Origin of the sequence: Halorubrum ezzemoulense (assembly GCF_004126515.1) — an archaeon.
Classification (GTDB): Archaea; Halobacteriota; Halobacteria; order Halobacteriales; family Haloferacaceae; genus Halorubrum; species Halorubrum ezzemoulense.
In genome coordinates this window covers 497185-513709 of record NZ_CP034941.1, presented here as the reverse complement: position 1 = coordinate 513709, position 16525 = coordinate 497185, and the positions used below count along the sequence as shown (strand labels likewise).

The following is a 16525-nucleotide window of genomic DNA, read 5'->3' as shown; positions in this document are numbered from 1 at the left end:
GTTAGAATCCGCTGTTGTCGGCCAGCTCAAGCGCCTTCATTCCCACAATAACGACCAGCGCGATGATTGAGAAGAATCCTGCAAGCTCAAACAGCACCATCGGATTCTCTACGAACCACCACATGATTGGTTCGATAAATGGGATTCCGTAGAAGTCGGCGAGTATCGTCGAAATCACGGCTCCGAAGACCACATACAACAGTAGATACAGGAAGTATCGAATCTTCCGAGGGCCGGCAAACTCATCAACCATACACCAGCTTACACATTTAGAGATAAATGCTTCGTGGGGGAACTTCCCCGCTGACCCATTTGCAAATCCCGACCCGGCCGCCGTCCGAGAGTATATGGACAATCTTCAAGACACCTCAATGGTTCTGCTTGAAACATCACTGAGTTTCGTATGGACGGACAATCTACCCAACCCCGCAAGGCCCAGCTCGACAAAGAAGAGCGCGAGCATCTCGAGGACGTCGTCACCGAGATGCGCGACCGCGTCGAGGCAAATGTTCGCTACCAGCTCGAGGACGAGTACGATCTCGACGAGAAGCCGGACGACGACGCGTCCCTAAGCGAGGCACAGGAAGATCTCATCGAGGCTATCGAACTCGAAGCCGTCGACGGGAACGATTGGGACGATGGCTATGAGCAGTACATCACGGGCGTCGGCTACACGATCGTCAATCGGCTGGCCGCGCTTCGCTGTATGGAGGTTCGGGACTTTATCGACGACGAGGTTACGGCCTTCCGTGACGACGGCCTCACCCCTGCTGCCGACCGGCTGGTCACCGAGGAGTTCATGCTGGAGGAGGAAGCCGTCCTCGAAGCCTATCGGAACGCGTGTGACGACCTCGCTGAGGAGATCGAGATTCTCTTCGACCGCTCGACTGCATACAGTCTGATCGATCCCGACGATGACACGTTCGAAGACCTCTGTGGGATGCTCGATCAGGTGCCCGGCGAGGTCTGGCGTGGTGACGACGTATTGGGCTGGGTCTATGAGTATTATAACGTCAAACTTCTTGACAATCTCCGAAATAAAGCTCGGACAGAAGAATTTGAACCACAGGAGGTTCCGACGGCCAACCAATTTTATACTCCACATTGGGTCGTCCGAATGCTCACTGACAATTCTCTCGGTAAATTATATCTTGAGGAAACTGGTGAATTACAGGAGGTAGTCACAGCACAGGAATCGCTTTCACCTGATGAACGCAAGAATCGTCCTCTCTCGCCTAATGAGTCACCCTCTATTGCCGAATTCTGTACTTATCTTGTTCCTTCTGAAGAGAAAGGACAACCGCCCGCATTCGAAGGCCCCGAAGACATTCGAGTTATCGATCCTGCTTGTGGGAGTGGCCACTTTCTACTGTACGCATTTGACGTGTTAGAACGAATCTGGCGAGATCAGACAGACATTGATCACGATAAAATACCTCGTAAAATTCTTCGACACAACATATATGGTATAGACCTTGATATGCGCGCCTGCCAGCTCGCTGCATTTAACCTCTATCTAAAGGCCCGGACACGTTCCGAAGCCGAAGGTGCAAGTCAGTTTGACATGCCCAACCTTGGAATCGTCTGTGCTGATGCAAATGTAGCTGATATAGAAGGAGCTGAAGAGGTATTTGACGAAGTAGCGAGCGGGAAATCGGATGTGGAGAACGCACTTCGTCAGATTTTAGATGCTTTTGAGGAGGTTCACGGTCTTGGTAGTCTGCTCGACGTACGTGGAACACTTAATGATGTTTTCGAAGACGAGGTCGACAAAGAGACAGTGCAAATCACTCTTGAAGATGATCCAAACGAAGACCATACACTAAGACAGATTCTTGGTACTCTTCGGGAAGCAGTTGATGAACATCGGAATGGTGACTCATTCTTAGCTCAGGATCTGCGAAGTTTCGTTCACTTACTGGAAATTCTTGCACAGGACTACGATGTTGTCCTAATGAATCCCCCGTATGGCTCTCGAAACCGAATGCCAGACTCCGTACAACGATATGTTGAGTCTCATTATAATTACACACCCGAATTCTACATAAACTTCTTCGAGGTTGGTGATCGAATCTCGAAGCAGAATGGACGAGTAGGAATGCTCGTCCCTCGCACATTTATGTTCAAGAATCGATTTGAAGATTTCAGAGTGGACTTTATCGGTGAGCAGAGCAGTTTCGATTTCATAGCCGAGTACGGAATTGGTGTCCTCGACAACGCTACCGTCCGAACTGCAGGAACTGTTGTGCGTTCGGGTGTTCAACAAAAGCCAACAGGTGATTTCATTAGACTACATGATATAGGAACCCGAGAAAAAGAACGCGAGTTCACCAAGATTCTCTCGGATCGTGAGAGTGGCGTCAACAGATTATTTTCTATTGACCTTACCGAATTCTCGCAGGTTCCCGGAACAACTCTGTGCTACTCCACTCCGCAACAAGTACGTGAACTACATAGCTCCGATCTGAAATTAGATGCTGAACAAGCAGGCGTTGAAGGAGATTCAATCGGACTCGCTCGACAAGGTGTTGCGACTGCTAACAATGATCGTTTCGTTCGACTATGTTGGGAGATCTCCGATAATGAGCTATTCAAGCCAATAGCTAGTGGAGGGGCAGATGCTTGGCTCGTTCCGCACGTTCCTGAACAAGTACAGTGGGGGGATAATGGGAAAACCATCAAGCGATATAGTCCTACGGTCAGAACCCCGAACGAAGACCTGTATGGGAGAAGCGGACTGACATGGACGCGTATTAAAGAAACTGGAAGGAGATTCGGATATTATCCGGAAAATGGCTTGTTTAGTGACACAGGATACCTCTTTGTTCCAAACGAGGAGGACTCTTTATGGACGATGTTGGCGGCATTCAACTCTACCCTGTACAATGCGCTTTTCCTATCGCTCACAATCGAGAGAGAGTGGAATGCAGGAGAAGTGGGTGGGATGCCATGGTTCGAGAAATTGGATAGTGAAGAACGGCTAGCAGAGATTGCAAAGGAACAGTTCAGAGTCAAAATTAAAAGTCGACTAGTTGACCCTACAAGTCCGTTCTACGTTGGGCCGGCTATTCTTCCCTCAGAAAAAAGGTCTGAGTTCTTTTATGACCATCCGCATACTGATGAAGTCTCAACACGGGTCGATCTGGAAGAAAGCCATCTCTCTGGTAATCAATCAATCACCACGCTCGCGACGAAAGCCGACAATAGGAAGGCTGAACGGAAAATCGAACTTGAAAAACTTGCTGACGAGATCGACCAGAGACTGTATAATATTCTAAATGTGTCGGATTCAATACAAGAGGGTATTAATGATGAGATTGCCCTTCGGACTGTTCAAGACCCCCGAAATAGGGATCTCTCTGACCCTGATTCGCTCTCTGATGAGACTGTAGATGTAGAGGAGCGGGTTAGGGCTCTTATCCACCACTTCGTAATGGAGGCTATCCAAAACGAGAGTGACGGCATTATTCCACTGGAAGGAACAGATGAACAGACCGATATACTCGACCGTATCGTTGAACAATTCCATAACGCGTACGGCGAATACGCTGAGGATCGGCTCGTTGAGGTCGACAACATCCTCGGAGCAGAATCGGCCGCCGACGAGGCGTATCCTAATCTCCGAGCGTTCGTTGAGGATGACCTCTTCGCCTACCATGTTGACACGATGGAGAACACGCCCATCTTTTGGAAACTCAGCACCGAGCGGCTCCTCGCCGACGCGAAAGGCGAAGGTTTCGCGTGCTTTGTCGACTATCATCAACTCGACGCCAGCTTGTTCGACCGTCTGAGCAACCAGTACCTCGAACCGCGGAAGGCCGAACTCCGCGAACGTCGGTCGGCGGCGAACCAGCGTCGAAACAGCGAGTCACTCTCTACGAGCGAACGCGCGGAGGCGACTGACGAATTCGAGTTCTGTTCGAACGCCCTCGAACAGGTCGCCGAATTTGAAGAAGTGATGCAGGAACTTGGCTCCACCAATGAGCGCAAGTTCGATGCAGACGACCGAGAACGTGTCAGCGAGCTGGCTACCAAAGTCGCTGTGTTCCGCGAGGAGACCGCGGATCGAATCGAGACGCTCGAACAACTCCGCGAAATGAACGGCGAGGAGTGGTTCCAAAACACCTTCTCCGATAATTTCTGGAACGCTGTCGACGAATGGCGCGAAGAGTGGGTAGACGCTCTTGAGGAACTCGAACGCGCCTGCGAGGAGTACGCAAAGCCAAGCGACGAGCCCGTTGAAGCCCATCTCGCCGACCTCTTCGACTACTTTAACTGGCGACTCAAGGGCTCGGATCACTACTCCAGCACAGGCATCCTCTTCATGACCTACTACTTTGAGCGTGAGGGGATTGACCTCCTCGACGACGATGGTGACCCCTTCGATAATCTTACCGAGGACGAGGAAATGCTCGCCTCGCTCGCGACGGGCATTGACGACGCATCCGTCCTCGACAAAGAGTATCTCCAACAGATTGCAGAGGAGGAAGATGTCGACGATGTCGATGAGTTACCACCGCTAGCGGAGTTCAAGGCGCTCGCTGAGGAAATCGACGATCGGTGCCAGTCAGTCGATAAACAGATACCTTCGGACTGGAAGAATCGTGCTCTGTCCGAAATCACGACCGCTGGCTATCAGCCCAACCACAAACACGGCGTCGCAATCAATATCACGCCGCTCGCTGACAAGAATGTTGTCCCAGAAATCGTCGAAGACAGAGTGATTTGATCAGGGACAGTATATCTAATGGTAATCAAATAGACCCCAACACAAAGAGGCCACTATTATGAAAATCAGCATTTTCGCCGAAGATGCGGGAACTACGCGGGAGGAGACAGATATACCATTTAAAGAGTTCTATCAGGGTGGATTCCTCACCGTTTCCAGCCTAACCGATCAACTCCACGAATATGGAGACGTTCAGTTACACATCCTATCGGAGCGATTTGGACTTGTCAGAGGTGAAGAGAATGTTGACGAGTATCTTCATCGAGACCAAGCGGCGAGTGAAGATGAAGAAGTTCTAAGCACGATCTTGGAGAGAGCCGCCGATTCAGATGTCGTAGTAATTCTGCTATCTTCGTTGAAATTCGATTCCCTCATACTGGGTTATTGGGAACAGATCGCGGATCGAGCAGAGTCCGGCTCTGTATGGTGTCTTGGTGCTGCGCGAAGTTCCCTCGACGCCATAGATTTTGACCCACTTCGCCAGAAGGGTTGCAAAATAGTCACCTATCAGCGAGTGGGCGTTGCTCGAATCGGGAATGAGACCCGAGAAGAACTTCTGGAACAAGTCGAACAACGGCAGTTAGAATAAACATGCAAGCAAAACAGACCCTCTCCGACGCCGCGAAAGACACTATCCGAAGCGAGTTCGACCGAGCTGAGTCGTCCGACCCGATCGTTCTCTGGTGGGACGACGGGAACTATCTCGAGGACATCATCGAGCAGGCCTGTGACGAACTCGATCTTCACCTAAAGGTCGCCGAGGAGACGCCGCTGGAACTCCGTGCTAATCCTGTCGACGGCGAACAGGTCTGGTACGTCCCACACGTCAAGGAGTCTGAAAACGCCGAGGGCGACTTCGACTGGTTCCGCGACGTCGAGCACACGGGCGGCGAGGTGGAGATGAGCATCGAAGACCTCACCGTCCACACGTTCGAGCGCGGGCAACTCGACGCGTGGGAACTGAAAACCGCGACGCAGGCGGACGACCCCGCAAAGCGCCGCGAGATCGCCCGGATTCTCCACGACCAGCTCACCGGCGGCCAGCTCCCGACGCTCGAACAACTTCGCACGCAGATTGTCACCGGCGGCTACACCGATCCGGTCGCGTTCGTGCTGGAGAACGGTTGGGGCGACATCGACGACAGCCCCGACACCATCGAGCAGATGCAGGACTTGCTGACCAGTGAAGGCGTCGACGCGGCTGACAGCGAGGACGAACCTGCTGGGATCGTCGCGGCGACGCGTCGGTGGGCTGTCGCCGAGTGGCTGATCCACGCCGGCGTCGACGCCGAACGCTTCCCGAGGGAGTTCCGCGCCAAGACGGCCGGCGATCACGACCTCCCCGAACTCAAGTCGTTGTTGAACAACACCACCTCGGCCAGTCTCCTCGCCGACCGCTACCTCGGCGAGGCGATCTGGCCCGACATCGTCGCGGACGTCGACGATCCGTGGGAACTCGCGGACTGTATTGTCGACGCCGCGCTCGAACGCCGCCTCTGGGAGGAGTGGCAGGCGTCCTTCGACGCCGGCGACTACGAGACGTGTCTTGAGCGCGCCGAGGCGCGGTACGACGCTCTCCTCGGGAGCGAGGATTTCCGCGGCACCTACCGCGGAGCCTACGGCCCGGACAGCCCGTGGACGCGGACGTGGGAACAGGCTGCGGAGATCGCTCGCCTCGCGCACCAGCTCGAAACGTGGGACGAGAGCGCCACCGACGACGTCGTCTCGCTGTACGCCGACCCGGACGACGGCACGTGGCAGATCGACAACGCGGTGCTCAATCTCGTCGTCGCCGGCGAGCCCGAGACCGACCTTCCCGACGAACACCCCGCGACCGCCGGGCTCGACGACCTCCGTACCCAGCTCCAGTCGGAATACGTCGAGTACCTCGAAGACCTCGGCGACCTCGTCACGGAGACCGTCAAAGCCGGCGCCCCCTTCGTCGACGAGGATCACTCCTACCAGTTCTTCACAAAGGAGTCCGACGGCCTCGAAAGCGGTCAGACGATTGCGCTGTTCGTCATCGACGCCCTTCGGCTCGACCTTGCCCGTCGCCTCGCTGATGAATTGCGTGACTACGTGGCGACGCTTCCGTCCGATGCCCCCGAGTTCGCTATCGACGAAGACGTCTGGCTCGGAACGCTTCCCTCGGAGACCGAGTTCGGGAAGGCCGCACTCACGCCGGGAGAGATTCAGATGTTCGACGTCTCGCTGGTCGATGGTGAGTTACAGCCGCTGCGAAACAATCGTCGCGTGACGACCAATCGCCGCGAGTCGCTGTTGGGCGGCGACGGCTGGACGGTCACTCGCGAGGAGGACGACGGCTGGCAATCGACGCGTGTCGCCTACTTCAAGAACGACATCGACGACATCGGCGAGAAGGAACTCAGCGACCTCGAGGCGATGCTGGCCCGACGCGTCGACTCGCTCGCGGAGTTCATCGGCGCAAAGCTCGAACAGGGCGAGTGGGATCAGGCCTACGTCCTGACCGACCATGGGTTCGTACTGCTCCCGGACAACGCATCGCCGGAGAGGATTTCGCGGCCGACGGAAGCGTCCGACTCCGGGCGCCGATGGATTGCCGGAGAGGATGTGGACGGGGATTCACCCGGCGTGCTACTCGACTCCAGCTCACGACTGGGGTACCTCGACGCCAACGTCAGTATCCTTGCGAGTCCACTCAAGCGGTTCAGAAAGCAGGGGCTCGGCGACGCGCGGTTCTATCACGGCGGATTGCTCCCTCAGGAGTTCGTGCTCGACTTCATCAGCATCACGCAGGGTTAATCTCTCGAACTTCGCATCTATGTCATCACAAGAAATCGAAGAAGCGACCACCGCAATCCGGAGCCAGATCGTCGACTTTCTGACCACGCTCGATGACCAGATGGACGATCCGCGGCTCAGTGAGATCGTCGAGGCAGCCGGCACACTTCAGAGCAAGAATCTTGGCCAAACACCCGAGCGGTGTGTCGAAGATGCTCTCATCTGGCCGATTCTGGAGACGCTCGGCTACGAGTACACACCACGGCCGTACTATCCCGTCGGCGATAGCGATGAACAGCCGGATTTCCGAATTGACAATCTCTCTGAGACGGTAATCGGAGAGAACAAATCGGTCAACAACTTCGAAACCGCGAAGGGTGACATCGAGGGGTACCTCGACTCACGTCGCTACGAGTACGGACTCTCGACTGACGGATTCCGGTGGGGAATGTACGCTGTCGAAACGGATGAACGCGGGCGGGCAGACCTCGTCACCGTTGTTGAAGAGCAAAATATCGCACCAGCGGTACGACGGATTGCCCGCAAGCAAGGTTTAGTCAGTTACACCGATGAGTTACAGGACAACAGTACCGTTGAAGGAGTGCTGGGAGACTTCTACCAGACGTTCAATCACTACGGTGTCCGGCGAGCTATTGGGGGACTGACTGAGTTTTACGACCTCTACCTGGAGGTGACTACCGGTGGCGGTGAGTACCAGCAGCTGGATGCTGCGCTTGTGGACGCAATCGAGCAGCCACCAGATGCCTCACAGTCTGAAAAACTGGCCTTCGTGACACTACTCGTTGATCGACTCGCCTTTGTGAAACTGCTGGCAGATCGCGGGATCCTCGACAGTGTCGCACTCCACGCACAGTGGAGCGAGCATACTCAGGGGCTCAATCGCTTCCGGGGCAGCTTCTACTCTCAATACCTCCAGCCGTTGTTCTACGATGCCCTTTCAACTCCAAAACAGCAGCGCGACGCCGAACTCCCCGAGATGTTCAGCGACGTACCGTATCTCGGTGGAGGATTGTTCGAGTCGATACTGCCGGCCGAGCGTGCCTTCGACGTTCCTGATTCGGTAATGAAGCCAGTCCTCACGCAATTCCTCGAGAACGAAGAACGGACGTTGGTCAACGAAGCCGCCGCGGGTTCCATTCTGGAGACGTACACCGAGGAGTTTGAGAGTCAGGCACTGGCTGGACAGATACCACAGTATTACGCCGACATCGTAGATGCCTACGGTGTAGAAATCGAGTACGTTGAGTCGGAGATCGAACGTACCCTACGGTCGTTCGCCGGAACCGAGGCCCGATAATGCGCGCACTGGCAATCTTGAAGACGGCGTGTGGTCTTGACACAGACATCACTCGATGACGAACTCTACCCAGTTTTCTCCGGGCCAACGGGTGATCCTCAACGGCGCGCCGGCTGAAGTAATCAAAACCCAAACAGTCGGGGAGATCGAGTATCTCAGAGCATACATCGACGGCGAGGGTGCCAAGACGGTCTGTCTCGACGATGTCGAGATTCAACCGCATCGATCCGGACTCGAGGAACTGTCCAATCAGCGAATCGGTGATCTTCATCCTGATCACGATGCGGTCTCGGCGCAGTGGTTCGACCTCCACACGCAAGCAACGAAACTCAAGCTCGCCCACGAGCAGGGACAGCTCCTGAGCATCTCGAACTCGCTCGTTCGACTGGAGCCCTACCAGCTTGACGCCGTCAACTGGGTGATGCAGAAGCTTCGCCAGCGGGCGCTCATCGGCGATGATGTCGGGCTCGGGAAAACGATCGAGGCCGGACTCATCCTGAAGGAACTCGCCGCCCGGAATCGCGCCGACCGCGTCCTGTTCGTCGTTCCCGCGCACCTCCAGAAGAAGTGGATCCGAGATATGGATCGCTTCTTCGACGTCGATCTCACCGTCGCAGACCGGGCGTGGGTCGACGGTGAACGTCGACGGCTCGGCGAGGAAGCCAACATCTGGAACCAAGACCAGCAACAGCTCGTCACCAGCATGGCGTTCCTACGACAGGACGAGTTCCGACCCGCACTCCGGGATGCGTTCTGGGACGTCGTCGTGATCGACGAGGCACACAAGGCTGCAAAGCGAGGGGAATCACCGAGCAAGACAGCGAACATGGTTGATACCGTTACGGGGAACTCCGACTCGCTGCTGCTGCTCAGCGCGACGCCCCACGATGGGAAGGGTGAGGCGTTCCGCTCACTGGTCGAGTACATCGACCCGTTCCTCGTGGCCGAGAACCGGGACCTCTCACAGGAGACCGTCGATCGCGTCATGATCCGTCGCGGGAAGACCGACATCTACGACGAGGATGGTGAACGCGTCTTCCCGGACCGGGAGGTCAACTCGGTCTCGGTCTCGATGACGCACGACGAGCGTCAGTTCTACCGCGCGGTCACCGACTACGTTAAAAACGTCTACAACCGCTCGGAGAAGCTGAACAAACCCGCTGTCGGGTTCGCGATGGCGCTCATGCAGAAACGGCTGGTGAGCAGCGTGGGCGCGATTCACGCGACACTCCGTCGACGACTGGATGACCTCCTCGGGGAGGAGGCGGCAACAGATGGCCTTTCCGAGGAAGCGCGAGCCTACCTCGATGGCGAGGATCTAGATGAGGACGACAAGCAAAACGCGGAAGACGAGATCGGCGGTCTGACCGTCACCAGCACCGACGAACAGCTCCAAGAAGAGATCGACACACTCCGCGATCTCGTCTCGCTGGCGGAGGATTTACCGGTCGACTCCAAGGCCCAGAAGGTCAGGCGATTCATCTCGCAGCTCCTCGAGGAACAACCAGACGAGAAACTTCTGTTGTTCACGGAGTATCGAGATACACTCGACTATCTCCTCGATTACGTCGAAGACGAGCCGTGGGCCGACGAAATTCTCAAGATTCACGGCGATGTGGACAAGGACGAACGGGCGCGGATCGAAGACGAGTTTAACCACGGCCAGTCGCGACTCCTGTTTGCGACCGATGCGGCGAGTGAGGGGATCGACCTTCAGCACAGCTGCCACATCATGGCCAACTACGAACTCCCGTGGAATCCGAACCGGCTCGAACAGCGGATCGGCCGCATCCATCGCTACGGACAGGAGGAGGAGGTCAAGGTCTGGAACTTCCTCTTCGACGACACCCGCGAGAGCGAGATCTTCGAGATGCTTCAAACCAAGGTCGAGGAGATCCGCTCTCAGCTCGGAAACACAGCGGACGTACTCGGCATCCTCGACGACATCGACGTGGACTCGCTCATCATGGAGTCCATCGAGAACGACGAACCACCGAGTGCGACCAAAGAGGAACTTGAGGAGATGATCGAAGAGCGTCAGCGAACGCTCGAGGAGTGGTACGAGCGGAGCCTCGTCGATACGAGCACGTTCGACGCGGAGAGTCGCCGGCAGATTCAGGAGGTCGTCGACGAGTCAGCCGACGTCTACGGGAGCGAGGGTGACATCCGCGCGTTCTTCGAGCGAGCAGTCGAAGCCTTCGGAGGCGAATTCGAGAAACGCGGTACCAACCTGTATCAAGCCGAGTTGCCGGACGGAATCAATTCACCCGGCCAAAATACGACCTTCGGCCCGTTCACGTTCGACCGCGACTTCGCGATGGATCACGAGGACATAACCTACCTCGCTCCGGACACGGACGTCCTGCAACGCCTCATGGCACGCGTGTTGGAGGACGAGCGCGGTGAGGTCGGACTCAAACTGCTGCCGTTCGTCGACACACCGGGGATCACCTACAACTATCGCGTGGCATTTGAGGACGGCACTGGCGATGTGATTCGCGAGGAGACCATCCCCGTCTTCGTGGATGCTGCGCAAGAGGACGCTCAACAGGCGCTCGGTGAGCGTGTCATCGAGGGCAACTCGGTAGCAGCAAAACCCGACGTCGACGACCTTCGGACGGTTCTCGATGCTCAATCCGACTTAGGGACGGCTGCCGACCGGTATGTGAGCGTGCGGGTCACCGAGATCAAGAACCAGCTTCAGGAAAAGCGCCACAAGGAGACCGCTCGAGAGCTGGAGAACCTTGAGGAGTACGCACAGGCGGAACGAGAACGAATCGAGTCCTTCATCGAAGAGTACGAGCGTAAAGCCGACGCCGGCTCGGATATGGACATCGCGATCCGTGGCCAACAAGAGCGTCTCGAACAACTTGAGGACAGAATCGAGACGCGTCGCGAAGAACTCCGGCGTCGAGAGCAGATCATCTCCCTTGCGCCCGAGGTCGAGAACTACTGTCTCACGCTGCCTCTTTGAATTTCAACCTATTCAGAGCTGACGTATCACGACACACTCGAAGGGCCGTTTTCGCGTTTGTGTACACGGATCTCGGAACCAATTCCTTATGTAGCACACTAGAGATTAAAAGATCAAGTTGATACATAAGACGGAGAGAATGAACAGCCACCCCAAGTGTTGAGCGTGAACCGGCCCGTCGTATGGTTAGAATGGTCTCTTAGCGATATTGTACAGACTCTTGTCGCAGGTGACGACAGCAAACGAGTATGTTGACCAGTTTCGACGTACCCTCTAGATTACTAGCGACATGGTTGAGCCACATTTGAGGATTAGGGCCGAAAGGCCGGTCGCGTTAAGTTAGAGGATGAGGCGCTCGACTTCAGAGTGTCTATGGCCGAAACCGAGCGCCTCAGCGAACGTATCGCGTGGATTGACTTGTCGTTTGTGGAGCGAGATCGAACGCCGCGATGGGCGATTGAAGTAGGGATCCGCTGTCACTTGGCCGGTATGTCACTTCGTGAGGTAAGTAAGCATCTCGAAAGGTTTGGGATCGTTCGGAGCCACGTCGCGATCCATAACTGGGTTCATAAAGCCGATCTACAGCCGATCTCGACCGTCTCAGAGGATCAACTCGCGGTTGACGAAAAGATGATCCGCCTCCACGGCCAGAAGTTCTGGCTGTACGGCGCGGTTGATCCACAGACGAACGAGATCCTTCACGTGAGTCTCTATCCGACCGCAAATAAACAGACGACGCGATGGTTTCTCACCGAGCTCCACCGGCGTTACCAGCTCGATAACGTGGAATTTCTCGTCGATGACGCAGACTATCTCGGATCTGTTCTCGCTGACGACGGCTATCGATTTCAAGTCATTCGACATGGAAATCGGAATGCCATCGAACGTGTCTTTTGGGAAATAGAACGACGAACATCATCGTTTGCGAATAGTTTCAGCAATGTCGCGTTAGAGACAGCTCAAAATTGGCTCGAAGCCCTCGCCGTCTACCACAATTCACGCCAAACTTAACGCGACCGAAAGGCCGAAATCTGGCACTACTGCCGATCGTCCAGCACGATTTCAGTGATATACGCCGACGACCGACGTGGTTATCGCCTCAATCCCAGCGGCCATCAAGCCCACTCATCGAGTTGTTGAGAACCTCCTATTTCATCTGGTGAAATAGATATCGAACTAGTGATATTACGGCGAGTTGGCGTACAAGATGTACAGCGCGGGTCATACACGGCCCTTCTCAAAACAGGGTGTCTGCTAGGGTACTGCAGTATTGGGCGTTGTCCTCGTCTTTGTGATGCGGGTTCGGGACGACATCTCCGTCCACCTGAAGCTTCTGTGTTCCGTCGGTGTCCGTGGTGATGCGGGCGGTGTACCAGATCACGCCATTCAGATTATCGTCGAGGAGTGACCATCCTTGGAGGGCGTCATCTGCGTCGCGGACGGGGCGGTCATCGACGGCTTGGCCTGTGTCAGTATCGTACGTTAATTGGATTTTCAATGAGCCGTAGAGTGAGGCGATGATCTCTTCGGGGAAAATCTCTGATTGTGTGATGTCGAGCGCGATGAAGACCAGTTCGCTGGTGAGCTCAGCGCTGCCCGCGTAGTCGGATTTGAATTTATCAGCAATCTTGTTATACGCGGTGTTCGGGATGCCGAGCGCCCTGTTTGCGACTTTGAGATTGCGCCAGGTCTGGGGCGTTCGGATTTCGATGTAGTTGCCGTCAACGACGACGTCAACGTCTTTCTCCAGTTCGTTCCCTGTTTGGTGGTCGTGAAGCGGCACGTCAATGTCATAGGACAGGCCCTGGGTGTCGAGCCAGAGTAGGAATCCAATTTCACTCAGTGTCGACTCAAAGGCGTCACCGAGCAGCTGCTGTTGTTTCGCCGAGGGGATGCGACGCCAGTTCTCCTCAAGGAACTGGAGGTATGTTTCGGCGTCGTTCTGCAACAGGTTGAGCATCGGATGATACGTTCCCTGGTCAAGTTTCCGTGTTAACCGGCGATGGAAGTGGGCCTTGAGCTGCGGGTATTCGTCGAGCCGGGTAAGCGTGCTTTGTTCGTATTCCCGGTTGTCAAGATGGTCGTTGAGCACGTTGTAGAGGTGGTAATACACCTCCTTGTTATGATGCTCGTCATCATCCGGCTCCTGCTCGATTAATGCGCGGTCTACTGAGCGGACAAAGGCTGGTGCGTCGAGCGATGTGAGGAAATCGGCGATTGTGGTTGCTGTCGACCGTTCATAGGAGGTAGCGAAGAAGAGCTCGCCGACCGCCTTCTGTAGCAGTTGAAGCATGACACGGCGATGAGCGGTATCGTACTGATCGATTACGAGGTCAACAAGCTGTGCCGGGTTATCTTCCCCGGCGGCGAATACTGTTTCAACGGCATGGAACGCCGAGGGGAATGTATCAATACGGTCGAATACGGCGGAGAGAATAGCATCGTTCTCGTCCGCGATGTGGTCCACAAGTTGCTTAGCTGTGGTGAGCCGATGCTCGCTGAGCGTGACCGTGAAATCGGCCAGCTGGTCTGTCATGTCGGCGAAATCCGTGTAGAGATAGTGGACGGGGATGTCATCGACGGTGTCTTCCGCCATACCGTGTTCTGCGAGCGCGAGATAATCTGCGAGATGATCGTGCTCAATGTAGCGGCCGTACTGCTGGAGAATTTGGGGTACATAGTCGGGGTTGGTTCTCCCGATTTCGAGGGTATGCTCCCACAGGTCGGAGTTGGCGATGAAGACTGCTGTATTCGCCTGGAGGACGTAGCCGTGAAATTCGGGGTCGTCAGCCAGCTGGACCAGCGAATCCACGAGTTTCGGTGGGAGTTCTGTGTCTTCGAACGTGGCCATCAGGCCGCGTATCCCGGCCTTGACCTTGGTCTCCTCGTGGCTCTCTAGTAACCGGCAGAGTTCGTTCGTTGCGTCATCGCGGGGGAGGCCCGCGAAGACCGGGCCGATGATGGGGTGGGTCCAGTCCTCAATGTCAACTGGGAGTTCGCTGTAGAGTTCCTGCGCCAAGTCTGGATTATCCTGCATTCTCTCCCTGAATACAGTGTAAAATTTGCCCCAGGCGAGATCAGCGTCGATATGGGGCGAGAGACGTTCGAGATTCTCAGCGAACTCAGGACCGGTGTCAGCGGTGTCGAGCGTTAGTCTGATGACGAGAGGGAAATACGCGAACGGGTCATCGATGATCCAGTCGAATAGGTTGTCGCACTGTTCCTGTGTGAGATGGTCGTGATGGTTGTCCCACCACGCTATGAGGTCGTCGCGGTGATGACTGTGCGCATCGACCTCTTCGTAGATCTCATCCATCTCCCTTCTTACTAGCAGGATAGTTACCGCTTGTTTTTAAAAACCCGCCACAGTCATCGGCGACAGCAGGGACAGCATAGAACTCGCCGCGGGCCAGGACCCGTAGGGCGCCGTAATAAACATTGTCACGCGAGTCACGAAAGACCGGCCGTACAGCCTGATGACCGACTCCTGACCCGGCCCGATTCAACTCACTCGCAACACTGCAGAGCCCCATTTCGATTCGAGGTTTCATCTTATCTCCGCCTAGACGGAGCCTCACCCGACACGACCGTAGGGCGAGTCGCGATGCGACCATTCTGCTGAGTCAATGCTCTAAGTCTTACACTGGCTGACCTACCAACTCCTGAGTATATACTGCTGTTTCACTACCTCTCTGTGAGGGACAGCCGATCTCAAAGAGCGTTGAGAAGGTAGTGGTTTACACGGAACCGCAAAAACACCCACTTGTTTAAGTTAGTGGCACGTCCTCGAAAACATGAGCGAAAACGGACCCGCAACCGCGGCGATCTACGCCCGGGTCTCGACGTCGGATCAGGACGTGTCTCGGCAGCTCAACGAGACGCGTGAACACTTGGATCGTCTCGGTGTCAAAGACGTCGAGGAGTATCCGGAGATCGTCTCCGGCGCCGCTGACACCGACACTCGCGAGGTCTACAACCAACTCCTCGATGATGTCGAGAGTGAGGAGTTCGACCTCGTGGTCGTTCACGAGATTAGCCGACTCTCCCGGCTCGGCCCGACTGAGATTCACGAATTCATTCAGCACTGCTTGGAACACGACACCGGCGTTGAGGCCCTCGACGTCGGCCTGAAGATTCACGTCGACGACGGCGAGCTCCAGCAGACAATATACAGCATGGTCGCTCGGTTGATGGGCGACCTCGCCCAGATCGAACACCAACAAAAGCTCCAGCGGATACGGTCTGGCGTCCGCGCTGCACAGTCTGCCGGAAAGTGGACTGGGAGACCACCTGCGGGGTTCGTTGTCGAAGATGGCTACCTCCGCGTTGATCCCGCCGAATTCCTACATACCCGCGAGGCCCTCGTCCGCGTCGACCGCGGTGAGTCGTTCGCGAGTGTCGCCGACGACACCGGCATCGCTGAGTCGACGCTCCGGAGCCTCCAACAGGATCGCCGCGACCTTTACCTCGGCAGCGAGGCCGAGGACAAGCGCGTCGACGACGCACTCACCGATGTCCGCCCGCTGGAGGATGCGCGGGCCGAGGATCCCAATCTCGAAGAACTGCGCGAACGCGTCGAGCGGCTGGAGGAGGCCACCGATATCGACCCCCACTGACGCACACCCTACCTCCTCAAACCCGAGTCGTGCGTATGTGTCGAATTAGCTCTATTAAAACTCTCAACCGGCGATCTGTCCTCAACCATTTGCTGAATATAGAGTGCGAATCGGCCGTGTACTAT

General features: G+C 55.7%; 9 protein-coding genes. 7 read left to right on the top strand and 2 right to left on the bottom strand.

From position 1 onward, the window contains the following. Position 1: 1 nt before the first annotated feature. Positions 2-253 (bottom strand): hypothetical protein, encoded by a 252-nt coding sequence (locus EO776_RS18045; protein WP_129452642.1) that lies wholly within the window; start codon positions 251-253, stop codon positions 2-4. A 150-nt stretch (positions 254-403) separates the two neighbouring features. On the opposite strand from EO776_RS18045, the gene pglX reads away from it, so the two are divergent. The 6 genes from pglX to EO776_RS18015 all read left to right on the top strand — a co-directional run bounded on the left by pglX (position 404) and on the right by EO776_RS18015 (position 12795). Then, on the top strand, positions 404-4729 hold the full coding sequence (pglX, locus tag EO776_RS18040; protein WP_129452640.1) for a BREX-5 system adenine-specific DNA-methyltransferase PglX: 4326 nt from the start codon (positions 404-406) through the stop codon (positions 4727-4729). A 58-nt stretch (positions 4730-4787) separates the two neighbouring features. Further along, the gene (locus EO776_RS18035; protein WP_129452638.1) at positions 4788-5318 is read left to right on the top strand and encodes a hypothetical protein; all 531 of its coding nucleotides are present in this window, start codon (positions 4788-4790) and stop codon (positions 5316-5318) included. Between the two features lie 2 nt (positions 5319-5320). Beyond that, positions 5321-7513, top strand: a complete 2193-nt coding sequence (gene pglZ / locus EO776_RS18030) for a BREX-5 system phosphatase PglZ (protein ID WP_129452637.1) — start codon at positions 5321-5323, stop codon at positions 7511-7513. A gap of 19 nt (positions 7514-7532) precedes the next feature. Beyond that, positions 7533-8810 (top strand): hypothetical protein, encoded by a 1278-nt coding sequence (locus EO776_RS18025; RefSeq protein ID WP_129452636.1) that lies wholly within the window; start codon positions 7533-7535, stop codon positions 8808-8810. Positions 8811-8865: 55 nt separating this feature from the next. Next, positions 8866-11784 carry a helicase-related protein gene (locus tag EO776_RS18020; protein ID WP_129452635.1) on the top strand — a complete coding sequence of 973 codons (2919 nt, stop codon included), beginning with the start codon at positions 8866-8868 and terminating at the stop codon, positions 11782-11784. Between the two features lie 372 nt (positions 11785-12156). Continuing rightward, complete coding sequence (locus EO776_RS18015) at positions 12157-12795, top strand: IS6 family transposase (protein WP_089309163.1); 639 nt, start codon at positions 12157-12159, stop codon at positions 12793-12795. Positions 12796-13021: 226 nt separating this feature from the next. Here EO776_RS18015 and EO776_RS18010 read toward each other — a convergent pair whose 3' ends face one another. Further along, on the bottom strand, positions 13022-15100 hold the full coding sequence (locus tag EO776_RS18010; protein ID WP_129452634.1) for a hypothetical protein: 2079 nt from the start codon (positions 15098-15100) through the stop codon (positions 13022-13024). Between the two features lie 478 nt (positions 15101-15578). On the opposite strand from EO776_RS18010, the gene EO776_RS18005 reads away from it, so the two are divergent. Then, a complete protein-coding gene (locus EO776_RS18005) occupies positions 15579-16400 on the top strand; it encodes a recombinase family protein (protein ID WP_186279059.1) in 822 nt (273 codons plus the stop codon). Positions 16401-16525: the final 125 nt, after the last annotated feature.

Excerpts from the sequence above, each read along its gene's own strand:
- EO776_RS18045 (WP_129452642.1), bottom strand. The coding sequence starts at position 253 with ATGGTTGATGAGTTTGCCGGCCCTCGGAAGATTCGATACTTCCTGTAT.
- pglX (WP_129452640.1), top strand. The coding sequence starts at position 404 with ATGGACGGACAATCTACCCAACCCCGCAAGGCCCAGCTCGACAAAGAA.
- EO776_RS18035 (WP_129452638.1), top strand. The coding sequence starts at position 4,788 with ATGAAAATCAGCATTTTCGCCGAAGATGCGGGAACTACGCGGGAGGAG.
- pglZ (WP_129452637.1), top strand. The coding sequence starts at position 5,321 with ATGCAAGCAAAACAGACCCTCTCCGACGCCGCGAAAGACACTATCCGA.
- EO776_RS18025 (WP_129452636.1), top strand. The coding sequence starts at position 7,533 with ATGTCATCACAAGAAATCGAAGAAGCGACCACCGCAATCCGGAGCCAG.
- EO776_RS18020 (WP_129452635.1), top strand. The coding sequence starts at position 8,866 with ATGACGAACTCTACCCAGTTTTCTCCGGGCCAACGGGTGATCCTCAAC.
- EO776_RS18015 (WP_089309163.1), top strand. The coding sequence starts at position 12,157 with ATGGCCGAAACCGAGCGCCTCAGCGAACGTATCGCGTGGATTGACTTG.
- EO776_RS18010 (WP_129452634.1), bottom strand. The coding sequence starts at position 15,100 with ATGGATGAGATCTACGAAGAGGTCGATGCGCACAGTCATCACCGCGAC.
- EO776_RS18005 (WP_186279059.1), top strand. The coding sequence starts at position 15,579 with ATGAGCGAAAACGGACCCGCAACCGCGGCGATCTACGCCCGGGTCTCG.